At 68.2% G+C, this 24,502-nt stretch carries 23 protein-coding genes and 3 pseudogenes; 5 read left to right on the forward strand and 21 right to left on the reverse strand.

Annotated features, from left to right (window positions below; translation table 11 throughout):
* From KIH27_RS19050 to KIH27_RS19070, 5 genes and pseudogenes are all read left to right on the forward strand, one after another.
* Positions 1-277, forward strand: a pseudogene (locus tag KIH27_RS19050) (mammalian cell entry protein); the annotation flags it as partial.
* A gap of 3 nt (positions 278-280) precedes the next feature.
* Complete coding sequence (locus KIH27_RS19055; protein ID WP_214094540.1) at positions 281-1,528, forward strand: MCE family protein; 1,248 nt, start codon at positions 281-283, stop codon at positions 1,526-1,528.
* On the forward strand, positions 1,525-2,775 hold the full coding sequence (locus KIH27_RS19060) for an MlaD family protein (protein WP_214094541.1): 1,251 nt from the start codon (positions 1,525-1,527) through the stop codon (positions 2,773-2,775). The genes KIH27_RS19055 and KIH27_RS19060 overlap by 4 nt, the downstream gene beginning before the upstream one ends.
* A gap of 19 nt (positions 2,776-2,794) precedes the next feature.
* Positions 2,795-3,397, forward strand: coding sequence for an Rv1363c family protein (locus tag KIH27_RS19065; protein ID WP_214094542.1), 603 nt, complete (start codon positions 2,795-2,797; stop codon positions 3,395-3,397).
* Between the two features lie 10 nt (positions 3,398-3,407).
* On the forward strand, positions 3,408-4,187 hold the full coding sequence (locus KIH27_RS19070) for a mannan-binding protein (RefSeq protein WP_214094543.1): 780 nt from the start codon (positions 3,408-3,410) through the stop codon (positions 4,185-4,187).
* Between the two features lie 17 nt (positions 4,188-4,204).
* Here KIH27_RS19070 and KIH27_RS22735 read toward each other — a convergent pair.
* The 21 genes and pseudogenes from KIH27_RS22735 to KIH27_RS19175 form a co-directional block, all read right to left on the reverse strand.
* Positions 4,205-4,453 (reverse strand): annotated as a pseudogene (locus KIH27_RS22735) (hypothetical protein); the annotation flags it as partial.
* 139 nt (positions 4,454-4,592) lie between these two features.
* Positions 4,593-5,126, reverse strand: coding sequence for a type 1 periplasmic-binding domain-containing protein (locus tag KIH27_RS19080; RefSeq protein WP_214094545.1), 534 nt, complete (start codon positions 5,124-5,126; stop codon positions 4,593-4,595).
* Complete coding sequence (locus tag KIH27_RS23210) at positions 5,123-6,430, reverse strand: C40 family peptidase (RefSeq protein WP_214094546.1); 1,308 nt, start codon at positions 6,428-6,430, stop codon at positions 5,123-5,125. The genes KIH27_RS19080 and KIH27_RS23210 overlap by 4 nt, the downstream gene beginning before the upstream one ends.
* Before the next feature lie 9 nt (positions 6,431-6,439).
* Positions 6,440-6,745, reverse strand: coding sequence for a WXG100 family type VII secretion target (locus KIH27_RS19090; RefSeq protein WP_214094547.1), 306 nt, complete (start codon positions 6,743-6,745; stop codon positions 6,440-6,442).
* A gap of 428 nt (positions 6,746-7,173) precedes the next feature.
* Positions 7,174-8,172: pseudogene (locus KIH27_RS19095) on the reverse strand (13E12 repeat family protein); the annotation flags it as partial.
* Between the two features lie 46 nt (positions 8,173-8,218).
* Complete coding sequence (locus tag KIH27_RS19100; protein WP_214094549.1) at positions 8,219-8,893, reverse strand: YoaK family protein; 675 nt, start codon at positions 8,891-8,893, stop codon at positions 8,219-8,221.
* Between the two features lie 4 nt (positions 8,894-8,897).
* Positions 8,898-9,620, reverse strand: a complete 723-nt coding sequence (locus tag KIH27_RS19105) for a mammalian cell entry protein (protein ID WP_214094550.1) — start codon at positions 9,618-9,620, stop codon at positions 8,898-8,900.
* On the reverse strand, positions 9,587-10,141 hold the full coding sequence (locus tag KIH27_RS19110) for an Rv1363c family protein (protein WP_214094551.1): 555 nt from the start codon (positions 10,139-10,141) through the stop codon (positions 9,587-9,589). The genes KIH27_RS19105 and KIH27_RS19110 overlap by 34 nt, the downstream gene beginning before the upstream one ends.
* Complete coding sequence (locus KIH27_RS19115; protein ID WP_214094567.1) at positions 10,138-11,067, reverse strand: RDD family protein; 930 nt, start codon at positions 11,065-11,067, stop codon at positions 10,138-10,140. Before KIH27_RS19115 ends, KIH27_RS19110 begins: the two co-directional genes overlap by 4 nt.
* 59 nt (positions 11,068-11,126) lie before the next feature.
* The gene (locus KIH27_RS19120) at positions 11,127-11,780 is read right to left on the reverse strand and encodes an Rv1363c family protein (protein ID WP_250150395.1); all 654 of its coding nucleotides are present in this window, start codon (positions 11,778-11,780) and stop codon (positions 11,127-11,129) included.
* Positions 11,741-13,333: an MCE family protein gene (locus KIH27_RS19125; RefSeq protein WP_372451427.1), complete on the reverse strand. Its 1,593-nt coding sequence runs from the start codon at positions 13,331-13,333 to the stop codon at positions 11,741-11,743. The genes KIH27_RS19120 and KIH27_RS19125 overlap by 40 nt, the downstream gene beginning before the upstream one ends.
* Before the next feature lie 23 nt (positions 13,334-13,356).
* On the reverse strand, positions 13,357-14,508 hold the full coding sequence (locus KIH27_RS19130) for an MCE family protein (protein ID WP_307856943.1): 1,152 nt from the start codon (positions 14,506-14,508) through the stop codon (positions 13,357-13,359).
* Positions 14,509-14,551: 43 nt separating this feature from the next.
* The gene (locus tag KIH27_RS19135; protein ID WP_214094553.1) at positions 14,552-16,114 is read right to left on the reverse strand and encodes a virulence factor Mce family protein; all 1,563 of its coding nucleotides are present in this window, start codon (positions 16,112-16,114) and stop codon (positions 14,552-14,554) included.
* Between the two features lie 3 nt (positions 16,115-16,117).
* On the reverse strand, positions 16,118-17,731 hold the full coding sequence (locus KIH27_RS19140; RefSeq protein ID WP_214094554.1) for an MCE family protein: 1,614 nt from the start codon (positions 17,729-17,731) through the stop codon (positions 16,118-16,120).
* Complete coding sequence (locus KIH27_RS19145; protein ID WP_214094555.1) at positions 17,728-18,756, reverse strand: MCE family protein; 1,029 nt, start codon at positions 18,754-18,756, stop codon at positions 17,728-17,730. The genes KIH27_RS19140 and KIH27_RS19145 overlap by 4 nt, the downstream gene beginning before the upstream one ends.
* Positions 18,753-19,967, reverse strand: a complete 1,215-nt coding sequence (locus KIH27_RS19150; protein ID WP_214094556.1) for an MCE family protein — start codon at positions 19,965-19,967, stop codon at positions 18,753-18,755. The genes KIH27_RS19145 and KIH27_RS19150 overlap by 4 nt, the downstream gene beginning before the upstream one ends.
* A 5-nt stretch (positions 19,968-19,972) precedes the next feature.
* A complete protein-coding gene (locus tag KIH27_RS19155) occupies positions 19,973-20,845 on the reverse strand; it encodes an ABC transporter permease (RefSeq protein ID WP_214094557.1) in 873 nt (290 codons plus the stop codon).
* A 1-nt stretch (position 20,846) separates the two neighbouring features.
* A complete protein-coding gene (locus tag KIH27_RS19160) occupies positions 20,847-21,584 on the reverse strand; it encodes an MlaE family ABC transporter permease (RefSeq protein ID WP_250150400.1) in 738 nt (245 codons plus the stop codon).
* A gap of 338 nt (positions 21,585-21,922) precedes the next feature.
* Positions 21,923-23,551, reverse strand: coding sequence for a fatty-acid--CoA ligase FadD5 (gene fadD5 / locus KIH27_RS19165; protein ID WP_214094559.1), 1,629 nt, complete (start codon positions 23,549-23,551; stop codon positions 21,923-21,925).
* A 24-nt stretch (positions 23,552-23,575) separates the two neighbouring features.
* A complete protein-coding gene (locus KIH27_RS19170; RefSeq protein ID WP_214094560.1) occupies positions 23,576-24,016 on the reverse strand; it encodes an SRPBCC family protein in 441 nt (146 codons plus the stop codon).
* Positions 24,017-24,037: 21 nt separating this feature from the next.
* Positions 24,038-24,499: an acyl-CoA thioesterase gene (locus tag KIH27_RS19175; protein WP_214094561.1), complete on the reverse strand. Its 462-nt coding sequence runs from the start codon at positions 24,497-24,499 to the stop codon at positions 24,038-24,040.
* Between the last annotated feature and the right edge of the window lie 3 nt (positions 24,500-24,502).

Genomic DNA, 24,502 nt, shown 5'->3' on the forward strand with positions numbered 1-24,502 from the left:
CTTTGGGGCCACTGTCCGAGGAATTTCCGGCACCTCACTCGTCGACGTGCTGCCGATGGCAATGGAGAACATCTACAACACCATCGACACCAACAACGGCTCGATCCGCATCCACGCCCTGGTCGACAAGATCCTGATCGACAGCCAGGGCACCAAGGAGATCTGCAACATGATGCACCTGCGTCAGTTGGGCTGCGGCACCGGCACACTGGCGGACTACGGCCCGGACTTCGGGCTGACCTACGTGCTCGACGGACTCTCGATGATGGGGCAGTAGGTGATGACACGACGGAAACGGCTGGTCGCGGCGGCGGTGACGGCGACCCTGGTCGCCGGCACCGGATCCGGCTGCGCCACCAGCGGTTTGGACAGTCTGCCGCTGCCGGCACCGGGGGTCGGCAGCGGCGGCTACCTGATCACCGCGGTGTTCGCCAACGCGCTGAACCTGCCCGCGCACGCCAAGGTGAAGCTGGCCGGCGCCGACATCGGTCAGCTGGAGACGATGGTGGCCCGCAACTACACCGCGGTGACGACGCTGCGGATCATGGACGGGGCGCGGATTCCGGTGGGCAGCACCGCCGAACTGCGCTCGGCGACCCCGCTCGGGGACGTGTTCGTCGCCGTCAAACCGCCGGTGCCGCTGGATCCGGGGGCGCCGCTGCTGAAAGGCGGCGACACGATCGGCTTGGACTCCACCGCATCGGCGGCCACCGTGGAGTCGGTGCTCAGTTCGGCGGCGTTGCTGGTGAACGGCGGTGCGGTGCAGAACTTCACGAATATCGTCAACGGTGCCGGCAAGGCCACCGGTGACCAGGGCAAGGCGTTCGGCAACCTGATCAACCAGTCCAACGAACTGCTCGGCAAGCTCAACGCGCGCTCGTCGGAGATCGAGGCGGCGCTGTCGCAGACCAGCGTGCTCGCCGAACGGCTTGACAGCCGCAGCGCCGCACTGACCGAGGTGCTGGCCGCGGCCAGCCCGGCCACCGACACCCTGGTCGAGAACACCGGCAAGATCGCCGACCTCGTCGAGCAGGTCGGGGCCACCACCCGTCAACTGGCCCGGTTCCCGTCGATCGCCGGCACCGACGACTCCGGGCACAGCTTCATCAAGGACGCCAACGTGACCGCCGCGGCGTTCAACGACGTGGCGACCGACCCGAACACCAGCCTGGCCGCACTGAACCGGCTGATGGCGCCGATCATCAAATCCACGACCAGCGCGGGCATTTCGGTGCACGTCAGCCTGGACCGGCTGGTGTGGGGGTCGATGCCCGACGCCGGGTTCAAGGGCGACCCGGTCTTCCACGGGCCGAAGCGCTACGACTGGGCGAAGCTCGCCGGTTCGATCAAATACGTGCTGTGGCGGCTGCAGGAACGGGTGGTGGGCCGCGGCCCGGAATCCGAGATGGGTCAGGTGCCGTGGGGGCCGATCGGGCCGCCGTTCCCTGCGCAGCCGGCCGAGGAGCAGGCGGCGGCGCAGCCGAACCCCGGTGAGCAGGGGCCGCTGGGGCAGGGGCCGACGCCGTGATCGACGCCACGAGCCGTGTCATCGTCAACCTGGTGCGTGCCGGGCACCGGCAGAAGTCCTGGCTGTCCGGGATCGCGCTCGGGCTGACGCTGGTGGTGTCGATCGCCTACCTGCTGGTGGGTGCGTTGCGGGTGAACCCCACCCACTCGACATACCAGATCACCGTGGCGCTGCCGGAATCCGGCGGCCTGCTGACCAACCAGGACGTGTCGGTGCGCGGGGTGCCGGTGGGCCGGATCACGGCGCTGCGGGTCACCCGCAGCGGGATCGATGCGGTCGCCGACATCGAATCGAGCGTGAAGATTCCGAAGAACAGCCGGGTGCGGGTGTCGGGGCTGTCGGCCGCGGGCGAGCAGTACATCGACTTCGAACCGGAGTCGGGCACCGGCCCGTTCCTGACCGCCGGCAGCGTGGTGTCTAGGGACCAGGCGAGCACCCCGATCCCGATCTCCACCATGCTCGCCGACGCCGACGGCATGCTCGCGCAGACCGACGCCCGCAAACTCGACGTCATCAAACGCGAGCTCAGCCTCACCGAGAACGGCCCGGCGAAGCTCACCGACCTCGTCGACGGCGGCAGCTTCCTGCTGTCCACGCTGGATTCGGTGCTGCCGCAGACGGTCAGCCTGCTGAAGAACAGCCGGATCGTGCTGACCATGCTCAGCGACGTCAACAACGGCATGGCCGCTACCGCCGACAACGTGGGCAGCACGCTGAACGGGATCAACAAGATGATCGGCGGCTACCGCAGCCTGCTCGACGCCACCCCCGGCGCGTTGAAGTCGGTCGACGGCCTGTTCGACGACAACTCCGACACCATGGTCGGTCTGCTGGGCAACATGGCGGCCGCCTCGCAGCTGCTGTACGTGCGGGTGCCGGCGCTGAACGCGCTGTTCCCGAACTACCGCGGTTCGGCGCTGGAAGCACTCGGCACGATCATCCGGGAGAAGGGCCTGTGGGCCACCGCGGACATCTATCCGCGCTACACCTGCGACTACGGCACGCCGCGGCGCCCGCCGTCGGCGGCGGACTTCCCCGAGCCGTTCCTGTACGGCTACTGCCGCGACGACGACCCGTCGGTGCTGATCCGCGGTGCCCGCAATGCGCCGCGGCCGCCCGGTGACGACACCGCCGGCCCACCGCCCGGCGCCGACCTGACCGCGACCACCGACCCGACGCCCAAGGGGCGCTACAGCATTCCCACCGACTACGGCGGCCCGGCGCTGCTGATCGAGCCGCCGCACTGATGCGCGAGGAGAGGAGCCGGTGAGCACCACCGACGACGCCGAGATCGACAGCGGTGACGCCGAGATCGACGGCGGCAACGCCGAGATCGACAGCGGCGCTGAGAAATTTACGGACGCCACGGTCGCCGTCGGCGCGCCGGCGCGACCGCGCCGGTGGGTGCGGATCACCGCGGTCGCCGCCGCGTATGCCGCGGTGTTCGGTGCGGTCGGCGGCCTGGGCTGGCTGCTGTGGCAGCAGCATCTGGTGAACGCCGCCGGCGTGGCCGGACAGCAGGCGGCGAGCGCGTTCGCGGAGGCGCTGACCAGCATCGACTCCGACGATGTCGACCGTGATTTCGACGCCGTGCTCAACGGGTCCACCGGAGAGTTCCGGGACACCTACACCAAGGCCAGTCAGCAGCTGCGCCAACTGCTCGTCGACAACAAGGCGACGGCGCAGGGCGAGGTGATCGCCGCCGCGGTGCAGTCCGAGTCGAAGGACCGGGTGGTGGTGCTGCTGATGGTGAACCAGACCATCACCAACACCGCGCGGCCCGATCCGCGGGTGGACCGCAGCCGGATGAAGATGACGATGGAGAAGGTCGACGGGCGCTGGCTGGCCAGCAAAGTCGAATTGCCTTAGGAGCATTGCGATGTGGGCATCCCGATTCCTGGCAGGCGCAGTGGCTGCCACGGCCGTCGCCGCGGCGGCGCCGGTCTCGGCGTCCGCGCCGTCGTTCTGCAGCGGCCTGGGCGGCGCGTGGGACGGGCACTACTGCAGCACCGACGTGCACTCCGAACGGCTCGCCACCCGCTACGTGCGGATGGCGGTGCCCGGGGATCTGGTCGACCACCCGGTCGCCGGCCCGCCGATCCGGGACTATCTGACAAAACTGTTCGGCAACTGGCGGGCCAAGGGCGCCTCGATGGTCGTCGACAGCTTCGGCAACGAGAACTACGAGATCTTCCAGCACGGCAGTGCGATGTCGGTGGTGTTCCACGAGGACTACCACTCCGACGGCCCGTACATCAACAACGGCTACCGGACGTTCACCTTCGACATGACCGGCGGGAAGCAACTGCAATTGGCCGACATCACCAAGCCTGGCGTGGATCCGCTCGCGACGATCCCCCAACTCGGTGAGCCGTTCATCGTGGAGGCGCTGGACCGGGCGTTCTGGGAGCACCGGCCCGGCGACTACCCGTTCGTGCCGGAGCGTTTCACGCCGGACAAGGTGTTCTCCGGCGGGTACCGAGCGTGGGCCCTGACCCCCGACGAGTTGATCCTGTACATGCCGGACTACCCGGTCAGCCATGACACCCCGATCCAGTACAACCAGATGCAGTGGATGATGGACGGCGGCAACGTGCAAGCGCACATTCCGCTGAGTGCGCTCAGTTCGATCCTGCGCCCGGAATACGGTGGCGCGTAAACGGTTTCGCGTCGAGCCTAGTTGGGTGTTGGTGGTGGTTGGGGTTGGAATGGGTCGTACCACCACCATTGGGCGCGTTCGCCGGTCGGTCCGGTGCACGGTGGGACCGATGGTGGGGGTTGAGTGGGTGGCCGCGCGAGTGATCCGGGGTGGATTGGGTCGCCGTCTTCGTCGGTGACGACGAGGTGGTCGGCGGGGCCGGTGATGGTGATGATGCCGCGGTGATGCTGGCGGTGATGGTAGGGGCAGAGCAGCACCAGATTGCTGACAAGTCCGGAACCTACCCCCCGGAATGATGCAGGAAATCCGGGCAGACCACCGGCGGGGATCCCGTGTTGCCCCAGTGCCGGAACGCTCGACTTACTGCGCTGCACTTGACGATTCGCTGCCTTGCCACAGCCGAACTCAGCTGTTGATGTCTCCGCAGCTCGACACCACATGATCGTTGGTGATGCTGTGCAGGTACCAGGCGTCGGTCTTATGCAGTTCGACGGTGACCTCCGATGCGGTCGGCTGCGGTGGCATCGGATTGTCTGCGCCGAGGGTGAGGGTGTAGGTGTAGCACACCTTCAAAGCCGCCGTCGGCGGATTGAGCGCAGTGAGAACGGCGCTCCCGAGCCGTATCCCATCCATATCGCGGAACGGATTCCCACTCATCACGCTGTCGCGGTCAGCCTGTCCAAGCCCCTGCACTGCTTGACGGAGACCTGGGTCTGCGTTGGGGTCGTACAACTGGTGGAGCCGAACGTAGTTCTTACCCCCTTGATCGCATACGCCATTGCAGGCAGCGATGGCAGGCCAGAGATCCTTGGTGAAGCGGACGATCACTCCATCGGTGTCGGACACTGATCCTCCTATGGGCTCCGCGTGCGTGGGTTGTTGCGCCGAGCACGCGGCCAGCGCGAAGCTCACTAGCCCGATGACGGCGATCTTCCTCATTGTCCTGGCACTTTCAGTACGTCCGCGTAGTCGTTGAGTCGCAGTCTCAGGTTGTCTACTCGCACAGGGTCTCCCGATTGCGGTGCGTTGATGTAGTAGCCGTTGCCGATGTAGAGCCCGGTGTGGTCGGTATTGCCACCTTCGAACGGGCGCGAACCGCCGAACACGAGGATGTCGCCCGGTCCGGCAGCCGAGTTGTTGAGGGTTGCACTGGGGATATGCCCCGGCCCCTGGGTGAGTTGCGGGTTGGTGTCAATTCTGTTGGTGCCCATACCGACATCGATGCCCGCACCCTGCTGCACGGAGTACCGGACCAGGCCACCGCAGTCGTAGCCGACGCGCTCGTCATCACGCGAGAGCCACGAGCCATCCTGCTCCAGTTGCTCCTGGGTCTTGTTCGGGTACTCCGGGTGTGTGGCTTTGTGCCCCGAAGACGGGCCGTCCTTGGACCCGTTGGCGCCCCACGCATACGAAGTGTTCTGCTGGCTCGCCGCGTGGGCGAGAGCGTCGATGGCTTTGTCGCCGGTTGGGGTCCGGGGGTCCGGCAACGGGTCTCCCGGCTTGAAGTGCGCCAGCCGCTCCCGCCACTGCTCGGCGCTCAATCCGGCCAGTAGCGGTGACGGATTCGGGTTGTCCGTGAGATGTACGCCTGGGTCGGGCGAGCTGTTATCACGCGTGGCCTCGGTGGGGGTCGGGTTTCCACTCTTCGGCGGCAATGGCAGCTGGTCGGCCGGAGTCATCTTGCCACCCTCCGGCTGGGCAGGCTGGCCGGGCACCTCGTGACCGTGGTTTGCCTCGGGTTCGGGCAATCCGGTGGCCGCGGCGATTGCATGGGACAGCTCGGTGTCGACTCGTTGGCCCTCGGCGAGGAGCTTGGGGATCTGCCCTTCGAGGACGGTCATTTTCCTGTCGATCTTCGCCTGCGCATCCTCGTCGAGGTAGTCGTAGGATGCCGGCAGACTGACCTTGTTGGTTTCTAGATCGACCTCGACGGCAGGCTCTTCGTCAGCGTAGCCGACCAAGCCCCTGATCTTGTTGGCCAGAATGTCAGCTTGGTGTTGGGCGCGTGCCATTCCCAGCGCCCCGAGGGTCAGGTTCTGTGCTGCCTCGTCGTGCTGGCCGGCGGTCATCGCCGACGATGCGCGGGCGGCATCACCGGCGGAACCCTCCCAGGTGGAGGTGTTGGTCAGTGCGTTGTAGAAATCCGCTGAGTTCGCGTGATTTTTGGCTGCTGCGCGGGTCGCGGTTGCCAGATCGTCGATCTCGGGAACCCACTCCAGCAGCTCCTTCAGGTTGGAGGGCACAACCGTGCCTCAGAGCGTCGAGCCGGTGCTGTCGATGGCGTCAGCTTCGCTGCCATCAACCCGCAGATAGGTGTTGGCGGCCTGGCGGTGGTCGGCGGCAAGGGTGGTGTGGCGGTCACTGAAACGAGCGCCGTGGGCCTCCCAGGATTGCAGCATTTGCGTCAACGCACCCGCGGCGGCCCCCGAACCCAACGAACACCGTGCCGCCTGAGCGTGCGCCTCCTGGTGAGCCGTCGCGAAAACGCCGGCGTGGTCATCGATCAACCCCGCCGCCTGGTGCAGCGCGGCCGGATCGACCTTCAGCGACTTCGGCATCAACGCTCTCCTCGTGTGGAATACATGACAGCTAGAAGTGTAATCAAGGCGTTCCAAGACTCCCGCACCTCTTGATAGCAGTAAAGAAAGTTCTCACAGACCAGGCCAGCGACGGTTTCTGCGTTGTATCGGCTCCGGTCGTCCTGGCTGGTTCGGCGGCTCGGACGCCTGCTTCCGGCCCGAACGGTGGCTGATGGTCGCGGCCGTCGGGTCTGCCAGCTGGGCATTTGGTTCGGCTGGCTGGCGTGCGGCACTCGGGATGCTCGTCGGCCGCGGTAGAGCTGATTTGGTCCGTGGCGGTGGACGGGAGCGCCAGCGGACGTCGACCGCCACGGCGAAAGCATCAATGCGCGAATCGAACTCGACGCCCGGTGAAGCCAAGACGTGTCCGGCGTTCAGCAGGTAGATTCGCGACACGTGACCTTGTGCAGTTCGGTGGGGCCGCCGTTCTCCCAGTGCTGCAGGTGGTGGGCGTGCAATCCGCGGGTGGCGCCGCAGCCGGGGATCACGCAGGTGCGGTCGCGGTGTTCCAGGGCGCGGCGCAGCCGCCGGTTGATGGTGCGGGTGGTGCGCCCGGCACCGATGGGTTGCCCGTCGCGGTGAAACCACACTTCGCAGGTGGCATCACAGGTCAGGTAGTGGCGTTCGGCGTCGGTGAGCAGCGGACCCAGATGCAGTGCTGCCGCCCGGTGTTCGACGTCGAGGTGGGCGATCACCGTGGTGTGCTGCCCGTGCGGACGGCGGCTGACCTCGGCATCCCAACTGGTCTCGACCAGGCGCAGGAACGCATCGATGGTGCTCGGCAGCGGGGGCCGTGTTTGCGGTGGGGGCTCGTCGTCGTGGTCGTGTTTCCACTCGGTGATCAGGGTGTCGAGGTGCGACTGCAGGGCGGCGTCGAACTTGGCGGCATCCAGCGGGTCGAGTTTGATCCGCCAGCAACTGCCGTGGGCGTCATTGGTTTTGCTGATCGAGGGCCGTGGGTCTGCATACGGTTCGGGGTCGGGGCGCGGTTCCAGGCTGACCGCGGTCCGCAGCTGGGAGACGGTGGCATAGGGCACCATGGCGGCGTAGTGCTCATCGGAGCCGTCAGCGGCGCGCTGGGCGATCACCCCGACCTGATCCAGGGAGAACCGGCCGTCGCGCAGGCCGGCCGCGCACCGCGGAAACTCAGGCAGCCGGTGCGCGATGCTGGCGATGGTGGCGGCGTTGTTCGGTGACACCCCGGTGCGCCAGGCCACCAGGGCGGGGATCGATCGGCAGCCGGTGGCGCCCCACAGGCCGTCGTGGTCGATCTCGGCGACGATCTCCACGATCCGCCCGTCGATCGCGTTGCGCTGACCGGTCAGCTCGGCCAGCTCCTCGAACAACACCTCCAGCCGCGCACACGCCCCCACCCGGGTATCGGGTGACTCCGCGATCGAGGACATGCCACCAGCATCGCACCGAGCACCGACAGGTTCCCGGCGGCAGACCTCAGCCGTAGCGGAACAGCAGTGTGCTGACCGCGACCAGCCCGGCGGCCAGCCCGATCACCGGGGCCACGGCGAACCGGGACAGGGTGGCCCCGGCGACCGCACCGGCGATCATCACGAAAACCACGCTGTAGCGCAGCTTTTCACGTCGGCCGGTGCCGCCCGCGAGCCTGCTGTCCACGCCGATCCCGACGATCGTCGACGTCAGCACGGTGGTGTACAACTCCTGGATGCCGAACTGGCGGGCCGTCGAGTTCTGCACGCCGAACGCCACCGCCAGCCCGACGATCAGGATCAGCTTGCTGCCGTCGTGATAGCGCAGCACCCCGGCCCCGGCCAGCGCGCCCAGCACCGCCAGCAGCACGGTCTCACCGCCGAGAGCCACCGTGAGCCAGCGCCGGGTGTTCCGCCACAGCGCCCGCACCAAGCGGCCGCCGACCACCGCGCCGCCTAGGAAGCCCCCGAACGCCACCACCGCGGCGGTCAGGTCCACGCCGGTGCGCGGCACGAACAGGAACCCCAGGAAGATCGCGTTGCCGGTCATGTTCGCCACGAACACGTGCCCGAGGATCAGCACGCTGACCGCGTCAACCAGGCCGGTCGCGAATGTCAGGGTCAGCAGCGCCGCGACCGTCAGTCGCTCCGTCAGCGGTGAGGCGATGCGGTCGGCGGGCATGGTGCTACATGCGCGGCGTCAGGCTCAGCGAGGTGACGGTCGGCATCCGGGTCACCACCCAGCGGTTGTTGTCGCGCTTCATGAACAGCCGGTAGGTCAGGTACTTCAGCGACGGCAGGCCCTTCTGCGCCTCGCTGGTGCCGGTGGTGTTCATGTAGACCAGCACCGTGGCCTCCCGACCCTGCAGGGATTCGACTGCGGCGCCGGTGATCTCGGTGCTGTTGGTGACCTTGGCCTGCTTGTTGGCCTCGGCGATGCCGTCGATCAGCTTGCGGTACTGCGCCTGCAGGTCGCCGCTGAGGTAACCGGACGCGCGGTCGGCCAGCGTGTCCATGTTCTCCGGGGTGTAGTTCCACAGCGTGGTGATCGCGGCGATCGCGGTCCGGGTGATCTGCAGCTTGGTCGCGACCTCGGCGCGGTCGGACAGATACGGCTGGACGGCGGAACCGGAGAAACCGGACGCGGCCACGAACAGCGCCGCCGCGACGGCGACCAGGACGCGGCCACTGCGCCACTTCGACGGCGGCTTGGCGACCGTGGGCTCGGGTTCGGCGTCTTCGGGCTCGTCGGTCTCGGCGGCTTCCCCGTCGGTCTCGTCGGCTTCGCCGGCTTCGTCGTCGTCCTCGAGGGCTTCTTCGGCCGCCTCGGTGGCGTCCTCGTTGGCGTCCTCGAGGGCGTCCTCCGACGGTTCGGTCAGAGCACCTGGATCAGGTTGCTGATCTTCCACTCGCTCCCCTCCTGCTCGGCGGTGACGATCCAACGGTAGGGGACGTCCTCGTCTTTCTTACCGTCCCGCGACTTGGAGCGGACCTGGGTCACCACCAGGAGGGTGGCGCTGCCGTCGTCGTTCCAGCGTTCGATCCCGGAGTCCAGCACCGACCCGGTGGCCGGTTGGGCGTGCACGATGTGCGCCAGGGTCATGTTGACCTTCTCCCGGTACATCGTCGCGAACTCGCCGGTGGCGTGCGCCAGCACCTCGTCGACGTAGTCGTTCGCGTGGAACGGGTCCGGGGAGGTGAAGTGCGCCATGAACCGGTCGACGTCGGCGCGCACATTGGCCTGGTTCACCGCGGCGCGATGCACGGACACATGGCTGACCAGCGCCAGGGCGCAGATGGCGAGCGCCGCGCTCACGGCCAGCACGACGTGCACGACCAGCAGCCGGAACCGCCAGCGGCCCGGCGCCGGCACTGCGGTTTCGGTGAACAGCGGGGGCTGCCCCGGCGACATCCTGCGACGGGGACTCATTTCTCGCCCTCCCGCCCGGCGTCGCCGCCCTCCGGCCGGGCGGCCGACGGGACAAGCGCCAGGTCGTCGACCAGCCAGTTGCCGGCGTCCTTGACGAACGTGACCCGCACGGTCGCGGTGATCAGCCGCTCGTCCTGGCCGGCGCCGCGGGAGCCCTGCAGGAACAGCAGCATCACCGCGTGCTGAGGCGTCGCGGAGAGCACCGCGGAGTTGATCGCCCGGTAGTTGTTCGGCAGCGGTTTGCCGTGTTCGACGGCCTGCTGCTGCGGCACCAACTGTTCCCGGTAGTGCGCGGTCGCCACGGACTGCGCCCGGGCGAAGTCGTCGGCGAGCGTCTGCGGGTCGTAGCTGAGCAGCTGCTCGACCAGGTGCGGTCCGGTGCGGTAGATCTGCGCCCGCGTCGCGTCCATCGCCTGCGCCGGCCGGGTCACCGCGAAATACCCGATTGCTGCAACGCCGACGCACACCAGCACGGCCGTCGCCGCCACCAGTGCCGCGACGCGCGACGCGGTGGCCCGCGGCTCCGCTGACCGCCGCACCTCGGTGCGGGTCAGCAGATCGGCGAATGTGCGCCGCCGGGTGTCCCAGAGCGGCCAGAGCCAGCCGACGCCGACCGATCCGGTGTCCAGCAGGTGGGCGAGTTCCCGCAGCAGCAGCCGCGGCGCGCCCACCAGGCCGCCGGCCCGGTCCGACACCGCGATGCCGGTGGCCGCACGCCCCAGACTCCAGCCGGTCAGCGACGGCAGCAGCACCCGATTCGCAGCGGTCAGCAGGATCGCGGCGGCGCCCAGCACCACGCAGACCCACCACCAGAATCCGCGAACCGGCACCGCCAGGCCGACCAGCACCCCGGCCGACACCACCGCCGCACCCGGCAGCACGTCGAGGGCGAACCCCGTCGCCCGGGTAAGCCAGTCCGCCGGCATGCCCGCACCCGGGACCGACGCCGCCGGCTGCCCCAATTCGTCGGTTCCGGACGCCACCGTCACCGGGAGACCTGCTGCAGGTCCGCGATCCGGTAGGCACCGTTGACCGAGACCATCTGGGCGCGCAGCCGGTAGCCGTACTCCTTGCCCTTCGCCTCGACGTTGTCGACCTTGACCCGGAAGGCCACCAGCACGTCGACGCTGCCGTCCGGGTTGTCCCGCTCGGCGGCGGCGCGGATCTCCGCGACCTCGGTGTGCACCTGGCCCATCTTGAACGCGTGGACGAAGAACCCGGCGTTCTGCACCGCCTGGGCGTAGAACTGCCCGGTCGCGCACTCCAGGATCTTCTGCTCGGCCGCGACCATGTCGTCCGAGGCGGGCACCTGCGTGGCGGCCACGCACTCCTTCGCAGCCGACACCGCGGCGGCGTTCTCGGCGTTCAAGTGCTGACTCACCCGGTGATCGCGCAGCCCCAGGTAACCGCCCACGGCCAGCGCCGCCGACGCCAGCGTCAGCCCGGCGGCGATGCCGATCGCCCAGCGCCGGTTGACCCGGGAACCGCCCTGCGACTCCGCGGCCGGTGCGGTCGCGTCGACGTCGTCGTGGGCGTCGTCTTCCGCGGGAGCCGAATCGGTCCCGTCCGCGCTACCGGTCTGCTCGTCCGAAGGGTCCCCTACTTGAGTCCCGGGGCCACTTTCAGCAGCGACTTCCACGCATCGTCTCCTGTGTTGGTCGAGTCCTCCAGGGCGTACTCGGAACCGTCCGGACCGGTCACCTGCCCGTTCTGCGGGTTGTAGACCGCCGCCGGTCCCCCGCCCGGAGTGTAGATGCACGGGTTCGGTTGCTGCCCGTTGCACTGAACGTGGCCGGAACCCGGCCGCGACACCGGGTCGTTCTTCGGCGGCGGCGACGGCGACACCTGATCGGCGGGTAGCGGATTCAGCCCGTTGTTGATCGACGGCCCCGGAATGACGTGCCCGGGCTCGACCGGCTGGTCACAGCGGGCGCCCATCGCCGGGCAGGTGCGGATCTGATTCGGGTCGCCGTACCACGGGTTGGTGCCCATCGGGATGTACGGCTTGTCGCTGCGGCAGTCCTTCGGAGTCGCCGCCCGCTTGCCGGGCACGTCCGCGCACGGGATGTTGCGCACGCCGCGCACGTTGTTCGACGGCTCGTCCTGCGGGATCCGGCAGTAGTAGTCCTCCGGGACATCGGCCGGACTGGTGTCGGCGAACGCCCGCCACTGCGACGCCGGCAGGTAGCCGGTGAGGCACGGCGGCGGCCAGTTCAGGCTCAGACCCGGGATGATGCCGCCCATCGCGGCCAGCGGCCCGAGCGGCACACCGGGGATGGCGCCCAGCGCGACGTTCAGCGCCCCGCGGTCCTTGTGGGTGTGCAGGAACGTCTGGATGACCGAGCCGGCCTGCGGCAGGAACACCAGCACCTGCTCGATGTTCTGCTGGTAGCGCTTGGTCATGTCGGCGATGATCGCGACGTTCGCCATCAGCGACGGCACCGAGTCCTTGGTGGCGCTGAAGAACGAGTACGTCAGGTCCTCGACGTCCGGCAGCGTCTTGAGGATGTAGCGCACGGTCGGATCGCGGCCGGCCGCCTGGTCGCTGAGCATGTTGAGGTTGCGTGCCCACTGCTGGATCGAATCGCCCGCGGTGACCTGGCTGTCGATGATCGGTCCGGACCGGTCGATGATGACGTCGACGTCGTCGAGGTTGTCCTTGAAGTCGCCGACGATGGCCTGGGTCGAGTCCACCAGGCGTTTCAGGCTGGGCCCGAGACCGCCGGCGGCGGTGGCCGTCTCATCGAGCAGCGCGGAGATCTTCTCGGTCGGCAGGGCGGCCAGACCGCGGTAGGCGGTATCCAGCGCAGGCCCGATCGCCGCCGGGATCGTGCTCTCGGTGATGACGTGGCCCGACTTCAGGTACGGCGCCTTGCCACCGGCCGACACCAGGTCCAGGTACTGCTCACCGACCGCGGACACCGAGTGTACGTTGGCGACCGCGTCGGCGGGGATGTGGAACTTGTCGCCGATGCTCATGGTCGCCCGCGCGCCCTGCTCGGTCGGTTCGACGGCGGTGACCTTGCCGATCGTCACACCGCGATAGGTGACGTTCGCGGTCTTGTACAGCCCGCCGGCCGCGGGCAGGTCCGCCTTCAGCGTGTACTGCCCGATCCCCATCAGGCTGGGCAGCCGCAGGTAGTAGACGCCGAGCACCAGCAGGGCGATCGCCGTCATGACGCTGAACGCCATCAGCTGCCGTTTGATCTGTGGTTTCAGCAATTCCGGTCGGCCCTTTCCACATAGGGCCCGCCGGGTGCGGACAGCGGGTTCGGGGTGTAGCGGACGTCCGGCATCATCTCGTCGGGGTTGCGGCCGTAGGACTGCTCCAGCGCGCGCAGCGCCCCGGAGAGCCCGGTGCCGGTCATGATCGCGTTGTCGATCGACGACCAGGTGAGGTCGGCCACCAGCGAGACGTTGATGTAGTCGCCACGGATGCCCTTGAAGATGCCGCCGTGCACCCACGGCGCGTTGAGCAGAACCTTCAGCGCGTCGTCCAGGTACGGCGACACCTTGCGGAACTCCCGCATCGGGCACTGCATGTTCGACAGCACCTGGTGGAAGTCGGGGGCCATCGGCGGGATGTAGGTGTTGATCGCCTTGCCCATGTCACCGAGCGCGGCGACCGCGTCGATGAAGATCTTCTGGTCGCGCGCGAAGTAGGTGAACAACGGCGCGAAACTCGTCAGGGCCTTCTCCAGCGAATCGGGGTGCCCGCCGAGGTAGCTCATCAGCCGGTTGGTGGAGTCGATCGCCCGGTTGATGTCGTCACGCTGGGCGTTGAGCCCGGTTACGAACGTGTCGAGCTTGCCCAGGAAGTCGTGGATCTGGTCGGCCCGGCCGCCCAGCACCGCGTCGAACTCGTTGGTCAGGGTCTCCAGGTCGGACACCCCGCCGCGCTGCAGGATCAGCGACAGGCCGGCCAGCGCGCGTTCGATCGTCGGGTACGACGACGAGTTCTGCAGCGGGATCGTGTCGCCGTTGCGCAGCTCACCGGTCGGGTGCTCGGGGGCCGCCAACTGGATGTGCTGCGAACCCAGCAGCGAGGTCTGACCGATCTTCGCGGTGGCGTTGCGCGGCAGGTGCACGTCCTTGCTGAGTTTCAGCGTCAGCGTCGCGACCCAGTTCTTCAACTCGATCTTGTCGACCGCCCCGACGAACACGTCGGCCACCAGCACCTTGCTGTTGCCGCTCAGCGCCAGGGTGTCCGGAACCTGCACGTACACCTTGTAGGAGCCGGAGCCGCTGCCCGGCCCGCCCGGCAGCGGGATGTTGGCGATACCGCGCCAGTCCCGGCAGGAGCTCAGCGACAGCGCAACCATCAGCAGGACCACGGCCTGCCAGGCACGCCGGCGAACGGTGCTCACCACGGTCGCCTCCCCTGCTGCTGTCGAACGGTCATGTCGGTGCTCACTCGCCCGGTCCCGGGATCGGCGCCACCGGGCCCGGGATCACGTTGTAGCCGGGCGGCGGCACCGGGCGCGGCGCCTGGCCGGGTGGCAGCCCGACGTAGGGCAGCGGGCCGGGCTCCTCGTTGTAGGCGTTCGGCGGCCCCGGCGGGGTCTCGTACTGCGACTGGACCGGTGCGATGTCCGGGCCGCCCATCAGTTCGGCGAGGGATTCCGGGGTCAGCAGCCGCTCGGTGTCGTGACCGACCTGCACCCCCTGCATACCGGGCGCGACGATCCAGCCCGGCTGGGTGTTCTTGTGCGACAGCGGGGTGTCCGGAACCCAGATGCCCGGCACGGTGGTGTCCTTGTAGCCGGGTGGCGGCTGCAGCCGCGGCTCCGAGTAGGCGATGTGCTTGGGCAGCGTGTAGGCCGTGGTGAACAGGTTGAGCCCGAACGGCAGAAAGTTGAACTTGATCGCGTCGGCGATCGGCGCCAGGTACTCGGCGCAGAGCTCGGCGGAATCCTGGTAGCCGAGCCGGCTGCCGGCCTGGACCCCACTGCAGAACCACTGCATCGGGTTGGCGAAGTTCGGCAGCACCGGGAAGCCCTGCACCGCGCCCTGCGCCGGGTGGTAGATCTCACCGATGCCGGCCAGCACGTTCGGGCCGACGTGCAGGATGCGCTCCAGGCCGTCGAGTTCCTCCGGCTGGTTCATCTTGGTCGTGAGCTCGTCGGCGTTGTTCATCACCGTGATCAGGTTGTCTTTGTTCTGCTCGAAGAACGCCTTGACGATCGTCACCGTGGCCGCGAAATTGTCGGTGGCGTTGGCCAACTCCTGGTCGGTGTTGTTCAGGTTGGTGGTGAACTGCGCCATGTCACGGTTGAGCTGCACGAACTGCTGGTCGTTGTGGTCGAGCGCCTTGACGAACAGCGCCAGGTTGCGCACCACCGCGAAGAAGTCGCCACGGCCCCGGTTGAGCGCGCTCAGCGCGTCGGACAGTGCGTTGAACGTGGTGTTGATCTGGGCGCCCTTGCCGGCCAGGCCGTCGGCCAGCGCCTCCACCGTCTCACCGAACGGCCCCATCGGGTGCTCCGGCGTCGGCCCGAGCTTGCCGATGATGTTGGTGACGTTGTCGCGCAGCGAGTCCCACTCCACCGGGACCTGGGTGCGTTCCTCGGGGATGACGTCGTTGTTGCGCAACGTCGGCCCGCCACGGTACGGCGGCTCCAGCTGGATGTTGCGCGACGCGACCAGGGTCGGGTTCAGGATGACGGCGTGCGCGTCGGCCGGCACCTTGTACTTGTTCTCGTAGTGCAGCGTCACCTTCATCTTGTCGCCGGCCGGTTCGATCTTGTCGATCGAACCCACCCGGATCCCCATGATCTGCACGGCATCGCCGGCGTACAGCGCGTTGGTCTCGGGGAAGTAGGCGACCACGGTGGTGCTGGTCAGCTTGCGGTACAGCTGCAGCGCGCCGAAGCCCGCCACGAGCGCCACCACCAGCAGCAGCGAACCGAGGATCACCGCCTTACGCGACATCTCGGGCAGGCGCAGGTTCTTGAGGTCGAAGACCGTGCTCACGTCCTACTCCCTCCCCTCGTTCACGGCGCCACCGCCACCGCCGGGCTGGCTGTTGGCCCGGCCCGGGGTGATGAACGGCGCGGGCAGCTGGTCACCGGGCCCCGCGGGGGCCGGCGGTCCGGGTGCCGGTGCGGGTGGCGGCGGTGCCGCACCCGGGTTCGCCGGCAGCGGGCCGGGCCGCGGGCCCATCGGTTCGCTGCGGGCGCCGGGGTTGGCCTCCGGCATCGGCACCGGGGTGCCCGGGACGACCGGGGTCTCGCCGCCGGGGCGGCCGGCGACCGGGATGCCCGGCGAGGCAGGCAGGCCGTCCGGGTTCGGCGGCGAGGTCAGCACGTCCGGCAGGCCGTCCGGGTAGGGGCCTTCGCCGCCGTGCGGACCGAACGGGCCGACCTGCTGGTCGCGGTCGCGACAGGGCAGCGGGTTGCCGGGCGTCGGGAAGATGCCGGCGGCCGGCGCGAACGAACACGGCGTGCCGGGGACCACCGCGGGTCCGGGGTGCTCGGGGGTGCCCTCCAGTAGCTGCGGGGCGGGCGGCGGGGCGCCGTTGGCGAACCGGGTGCCGTTCGGGTCCGGGTAGCGGAACTCCGGCAGGCCGGCGTTGCGCCAGAACTCCTCCGGCGAGATGCCGCGTTTCTTGAACGCGGCGTCCACCCATGGCTGCACCACCCAGAACGGGGCGATGTTCAGGTTCGACACCTTGAAGTACGGACCGGAGGCGACGCCGTCGTTCAGCGCCAGCATCACCCGGCCGGTGGTCCGCTGGATGTCGGCGATCTCCTCTTTGCGCCGCACCAGGATGCCGGTGATGTTGGCGGTCTCCTCCCACACGTGGTGGAAGTCGAGGCCGGGGTTGTCCTTGACCAGCCCCTGCACCTGCTGGCCGAAGTAGGTGATGTTGGACAGCAGGTTGTCGATCGACCGGCTGCGCTCGTTGAACGCGGCGGTCAGGGTCTGGGTGTTGCGCAGCAGCGCGTCGATCTGCCCGGTGCGCCGGCCGAGGATGTCCGCGACCTGCCCGGTCTGCGACAGCAGGTGGTTGATCTCCTCGTCCCGCTTGCCGATGGTGTCGGAGAACTTCGCGACGCCGTCGAGGGCGGCGCTCAGGTTCGGGGCGGTCTCGCTGACGGTGTCCGACAGCACCTTCAGGGACTGCTTGACGGTGTCGATGTCCCACCCGCCGGCGGCCTTGGAGACATCGAAGAACGCGTCGTAGATCTGGTACGGCGTGGTGCTCTGGCCCAGCGGCAGCACGGCTTTCGGCGCCAGTTTCTTCGCGCCGCGCGGTTCGATCTCCAGCACCTTGCGGCCCAGGATGGTGTCGGTGCGCACCGCCAGCCGGGATTCGGTGCCGATCGGCTGGGCGCCGGTGCCGAAGCCCACCAGCACGTGGTCGCCCTCGATCTTCAGGCTCTCCACCTTGTCGACCTCGACGCCGGTGATCCGGACCTTGTCGCCGACGCTCAGGCCCCCGGTGTCGGGGAACTGCCCGTAGTAGGTCGGGTGGGCGAACAGCATCGGCACCGCGGTGAAGGTCTGGCCCACCACGGTGATCAGCGCCACCGTGATGATGCCCATCATGCCGATCCGCGCCCGGTTCGGCGGCTCCAGCGTCCTCATTGCGGCGTGCACCTTCCGGTCGGCTGCGACCAGATCCGAACCTGCCGGACCGGCCCGCCCGGCTGCAGACCCTGCAGCTTCAGCGTCGCATCGCAGATGTAGAAGTTGAAGAAGTCGCCGTAGATCGCGGTCCGCCCGACCAGCTTCACCGCCGCCGGCACCTGCTGCAGCAGTTGGTCGAGTTCCTCGGCACGGTCCGGCGGTTCCGGTCCGGCCACCGGGAAGGTCTTGTGGAACAGCTCCCGGTTGTCGGCCAGCAGCGTCGCCAGGTTGCCGGCGGCGTCGCCGAAGTCGGCGGTGCCGTTGGCCAGCACGGTCTTGTGGGCGTTGAGGCCGCTCACCAGCTTCTCGAAGTTGTCGATGGTGGCGTCGAACTCCTGGCGGTGCTTGACGGTGACGTCGAGGACGGCGTTGAGGTTCTTGACGACCTCGCCGATCGCCTGGTCGCGCTCCGCGAGGCTGGAGGTGAGCTGGGTGGTCTGGACGAGGATGTCGTTGATGGTGCCGCCCTGGCCCTGGAACACCTTGACGATCGACGTGGCGATGGTGTTGACCTTGTCCGGGTCCAGTGCTTTGAACACCGGCTTGAACCCGCCGATCAGCGCGTCGAGGTCGAGCGCCGGCTGGGTGCGCGCCGCCGGGATGAACCCGCCCTGGGGCAGCACCTGGTCGGCGCCTTCGCCTTCGCCGCGCTTGAGCTCCAGGTAACGGTTGCCGATCAGGTCCGCGTAGCGGATCTGCGCGGTCGTCGACTGGTACAGCGGCAGCGAGCGGTCGACGTCGAAGTCGACGGCTACCCGGCGACCGCCGTCGATCAGTCGGATGTCCTTGACCTTGCCGACCTCCACGCCGGAGGCCCGGACGAACTGTCCCTGACGCAGTCCGCTGCCGTTGGTGAACTCCGCGGTGTAGCGGAACGTCCGGTCGAAGCGGACCTGGCCGAAGACCACGACGAGGCCGACGGTGAAGAGCGCCAGCACCAGACCGATGGCGGCGAGTTTGAGGGCGGTTCCTTTGATGCTCATGGGTTGATCGTGAAGTCCCCGACTTGGCGGCCCCAGACGTATTCGATCGCCCAGGGGGATCCGATTTCGAAGTGGTTGTAGGGAGCCTGGCTGACACCGGTGTCGGCGACCAGGTAGGGCGCCGGCCAGAAGTCGCGGGTGATCGGCTGCCAGCAGCCGGGTGCGCCGCCCGGCCCGCCGTGCGCGTTGTAGCGCGGCAGGTTCTCCGGGTACAGGTACGGGTTGGCCGGCGAGACGATCTGGCTGTTGGTCCGCAGCGAGTAGCCGTCACCGCCGAACACCCGGGGGTACTCCTTGGCGGCCTCGGCGAGGTTGCGGATCGAGCAGAACAGCTCCGGGCTGTAGGTGTCCATCAGCCCGGTGACCGGGATCAGGTCGTGGAACTGGCGGTCGATGTACGGTCCGGCCCGGTTGGTGACGTCGGCGCCCAGGTTGCCGATCCCGGTCGCCGCCAGCAGGATCGCGTTGAGCTGCTTCTGCTGCTCGGTGATGGTGGCGACGGTGACCGACGCGTGGTCCAGGAAGCCGACCAGGTCCGGTGCGCCGTTGGCGTAGATCTCGCTCAGGTTCGCCCACTGCTGCACCTCGTGGCGGAACTGCGGCATCCGGGCGTTGGCGTGGTCCAGGATCTCGTTGCCCTTGACCAGCGACTCGCCGAACTGCTGGCCGAGGCCGTCCAGTGCCTGCGCGGCCGCGTGCAGCGTCAGGTTCAGCTTCACCGGGTCGACGGACTCGGAGAGGTTCGTGATCGTCTGGAACAGGGTGTTGTTCTCCACCGTCACCGAGATCGCGTCGATCGGCGTCTTCGGGCTGACCCGCGCCGTCGACGGGTTCTTCGGCGCGCTCAGCGAGACGGCCTTGTTGCCGAACAGCGTGCTCGCCTCGATGCGGGCGTCGACGTTGGCCGGGATCAGCTTGATGTACTTCGGGTCGACGTCCAGGGTGAACTTGGCCGCCGGTTGGTCGTCCCGGGTGATCGAGTCGATGGCGGAGACCCGGCCGACCTGCACGCCGTTGAACAGCACCGGGCCGCCGGGGTCCATCACCAGCCCGGCCCGGCCGGCCAGCATCGTCAGCTGCGTCTTCGGGATGAACGCCCCGCGGAACTGGCCGTACACCAGCCCGGTGACGATCAGGAAGGCCAGGATCGTCAGGACCCCCGCCAGCCGATACGGCGGGGTGTGCGCCTTGTTCTCTTGCCCGGTAGCCATCGCCGTCACATCGTCAGGTTGAAGTTGGGGTTGACGCCGTACAGCGCCAACGCGGAGAACAACACGACGACCGGCACCGTCACGAGGGAGAACCGCATCGACTGGCCCACCGCGGAGCCCACGCCGACCGGACCGCCGCTGGCGTTGAAGCCGTAGTAGCAGTGCGTGACCATCACGACGATCGAAATCAGGATGGTCTCCACGAACGACCAGAACACGTCGTCGGGGCGCAGGAACGTTCGGAAGTAGTGGTCGTAGGTGCCCGACGACTGGCCGTAGAACAGCGTGGTGACCAGCTGCGGGGAGAAGAACGCCATGATCAGCGCCATCGCGTACAGCGGGACGATCACCACGAACCCGGCCACGATGCGGGTGGAGACCAGGAACGAGATCGAGTTGATGCCCATGACCTCCAGGGCGTCGATCTCCTCGCTGATCCGCATCGCGCCGAGTTCGGCGGTGGCGCCGGCGCCGACGGTGGCAGCCAGCGCGATGCCGGAGGTCACCGGCCCGACGACGCGGACGTTGGCCAGCGCAGCGGCGAAGCCGGTGTAGGTCTCGACGCCGATGTTGCCCAGCGAGGTGAAGCCCTGGATGGCGATCAGTGAGCCGCCGGCCAGCATCACGAAGCCGATGATCGCCACGGTGCCGCCGATCACGGCCATCGCGCCGGTGCCCATCCCGACCTCGGCGATCAGCCGCAGCGCCTCGGTGCGGTAGTTCTTCAGCGCCCATGGGATCTGCTTGATGGCGGTGAACGAGAACCACCCCATCTGCCCGGATCGGTCCAGGGACCGGCCGGCCGCACCGGCGTAGTGCCGGAAGTTCTGGCTCAGTCGCGGGAAGCGGGAGCGCACCACTGCGCGTGTCGTCGCCATCTCAGGTCCCCGTCCCGAATTTCACGCCGATCGTGGTCAGGATGACGTTCACCGCGAACAGCGCGATCACGCAGAGCACGACGGTCTCGTTGACGGCCGTGCCCAGGCCCTTGGAGCCGCCGCGCACGGTCAGGCCGCGGTAACAGCCGACCAGGCCGGCGATCAGGCCGAACACCCCGGCTTTCACCGTGGAGATGATGACTTCCGGTAGCCCGGTGATCAGGGTCAGCGTGGACAGGTAGGCGCCACCGGAGACGTTTTGCAGGTACACGCCGAACAGGAAGCCGCCGACCAGGCCGATCACGATGACCAGGGCGTTGAGCAGCAGCGCGATGATCGTCGCGGCGATCACCCGGGGCACCACCAGGCGGTGGATCGGGTCGATCCCGAGCACCTCCATCGCGTCGATCTCCTCGCGGATGGTGCGGGCGCCGAGGTCCGCGCAGATCGCGGTCGAACCGGCGCCGGCCACCACCAGCACGGTGGTCAGCGGCCCCAGCTGGGTGACGGCGGCGATCGCCGCGCCGGCGCCGGAGATGTCGGCGGCGCCGAACTGGCTGAGCAGGATGTTCAGCGTGAAGACCAGCAGCACGGTCAGCGGGATCGAGACGGCGATGGTCGGCATGATCGCGACGCTGATCAGGAACCAGCCCTGCAGGATCAGCTCCCGCCACTGGAACGGCGGGGTGAACATCGCCCGCGCGGTCAGCACACACATCTTGAAGAAGCCGCCGACCATGATCAGCGGCGGCGTCAGCCGATCGCGGACGAAGTCCGCCAGCCGCGGCTGGGCGGGCGCGGTCACGCTGAGACCGCCAGGTGAGAGAACACAGAGCGACGTGACAGCAGTGTGTGTGCCACGTTGCCTCCTCTTGCCCATCCGCTCATTGGCGCCGGTTTTCCGGGTCCCCCGCCAGCAAGTCCCTGTGACGACACACGGACCATACCCGATGAGTGATCGGGAACGCATCCGATCCGCACGATAGTTATACCGACCGGTAACACAACGGTGATCGCGTTATGTCAAGTTCGCTCACGACTGCTCGATTCGCTTGACGCACAGGATATTTCAGCTGTTCAACGGTCACTGAACTGACTCCGTAACTGAGTTTTGAGGACTTTGCCCGCTGGATTTCGGGGCAGCGAATCGACGATCTCCAGCCCCTTGGGGTGCTTGTACCGGGCCAGCCGTTCGGTCAGGTAGGTCTCCAGGTCCGCCAGATCCAGCCCCGGCCGGCTCAGCGCGGCGATCGCGATCGGCACCTCACCCCATTTCTCATGTGCCCGGCCGATCACCGCCACCTCCGCGATGTCGGGGTGGCCGGCGAGCACGTTCTCCACCTCGGCGCAGTAGATGTTCTCCCCGCCGGAGATGATCATGTCCTTCTTGCGGTCCACCACCCACACGTAGCCGTCGGCGTCCATCCGCACCAGATCACCGGAGTGGAACCAGCCGCCGGCGAACGCCTCCGCGGTCGCCTTCGGGTTGTTCCAGTAGCCGCTCATCAATGTCGGTGCGCGGTACACGATCTCGCCCACCTCGCCGACCGGGACGTCGTTCATGTTCTCGTCGACCACGCGGGCGCTGACGGTGGGGATCACCTGGCCGACGGATCCGAGCTTGCGGATGGCGTCCTCGCCCAGCAGCATGCACGTCACCGGCGACATCTCGGTCTGGCCGAACGCCGCCAGGATCTTGGTGCCGCCGAACGTCTCCGACATCTGCCGCAGCAGGGTGTCCGAGGCCGGCGCGGCACCCCAGGACATGCTCCGCAGCACGATGTCGCGGGGGTTCGCCTGCTGCTCGGTGCAGATCGCCTGCCACTGCGCGGGCACCAGGAAGATGCCGGTGACCCGTTCGGCCGCCAATTGATCGAGCAGCTGCGCGGCGTCGAACGCACCGAGCGGGTTGATGACGGTCGGGATGCCCAGGTACATGCCGGGCAGCAGGTTGGCGGTGCCCGCGATGTGGAACAGCGGCACCCCGATGAACGCCACGTCGGACGTGCCGGTGCCGGCCGTGTAGAGCATGGTCATGGTCTGACCGGTCAGGTTGGTGTGGGTGAGCACCGCGCCCTTCGGCAGGCCGGTGGTCCCCGAGGTGTACATGATCAGCGCCGGCGCATCGTTGTCGATGTCCACCGGCGGGTGCGGCTCACCGGTCTCGGCGATCAGGTCCTCGTAGGCCAGCAGGCCCTCATCGGCACTCTCGCCGGGTTGATGCGGCGGTCCCAGCTTCGCCTCTCCTCCGTCGAGCCTCGCTGAACCGCCGGCTACCACGATCGTGTCGAGCAATTCGGCCTGGCCGCGCACCGCGACGGCCACCGGCGTCAGCGCGGGTTCGGTGATCAGTACCCGGGCCGCGCAGTCGCCGACCAGGAACGCGATCTCCGGCGGGGTCAGCCGGAAGTTCACCGGCACGGCGATCCCGCCGAGCATGTTCGCGGCGAGCACCGCCTCGACGAACTCGGTGCGGTTGAGCATCAGCACCATCACCCGGTCACCGGCGCCGACGCCGCGCCGGTGCAGGGCGTCGGCCAGCGCGCCGACCCGCTCCCGCAACCGCGCCCAGGTGGTGGTCTCACCGAGGAAGCGCAGCGCCGGGGCGTCCGGTTGCATCAGTGCGTGCCGGTCCAGCTGGTTGACCCAGTTCTGCCGGCGGGCGCGGTAGGGCTGCGCGGCGGGATCGGTCAGGGTGTCACTCAACTCGGGTCTCCCGCTTCGCTTGGGTTATCCGGCGGCCAGTTGCTCGGCGCGACGTTTGAGGTTGTCGGCCAGGTACTCCAGGGTGTCGTTGACGGCCTTCTTGACCATCATCTTCGGCACCGCCATCTCGGTTTCGACGTCGAGGTCGACGGTGAGCAGGCTGATCGGCCCCATCTCGACCACGCTGAACAGCTGCTCCTGCTTGGTGAACAGGTCGCCCTGCTGCAGGACGGTCTGGATCTGGGTGGGGCTGGGGTAGTAGACCGCCTGGATGAAGGTGCCGTCGAAACCCGAGTAGGACGCGTCCAGGCGCAGCTGGCTGGGCCGGCCGTCGTCGTAGCGGTGCAGGATCCAGAGCCCCTTGACCTCGTCGTTCCACTGCGGATAGGCCTCGAAGTCGGCGACGATGGCCATGACCGTGGCGGCGTCGGCGGCGATTTCGATGGTCTTGCTGACGAGCGGCATCCGCAGAGCATAGCCACCCGCTCAGACGCACGCGGTCGCCAGCAGCGCCCGGATCACCGCCGGGATCGGGGTCGGCCGCCGGCTGTCCCGGTCGACGTAGACGTGCACCCAGTGCCCGACCGCGGCCGGTTCCCCCGTCGGCGGTCGGCCGTCGTCGTCGGTGCGGAACACACCGAGCCGGTAGGTGACGCTGCTGTTGCCCAGCCGGGTGACCGCCAGCCCCACCGAAAGCCGCTCCGGGAAGCCGACTTCGGCCAGGTAGCGGCAACCCGATTCGGCGACCACCCCCAGCTCCGGCATGGTGACCGGATCGACGCCGGTGCCGGCCTGGATCCAGCCGTTGATCGCGGTGTCGAACAGCTGGTAGTACACCGCGTTGTTGAGGTGGCCGAACATGTCATTGTCGGCCCAACGGGTGAGCACCGGCCAGTGCACCGGAAAGTGGTTGCCGGTCAGACCTTCCGGCGCGGGCGGAACCGTCATGGT

This window comes from Mycolicibacter acidiphilus (assembly GCF_018455725.1).
GTDB lineage: Bacteria > Actinomycetota > Actinomycetes > Mycobacteriales > Mycobacteriaceae > Mycobacterium > Mycobacterium acidiphilum.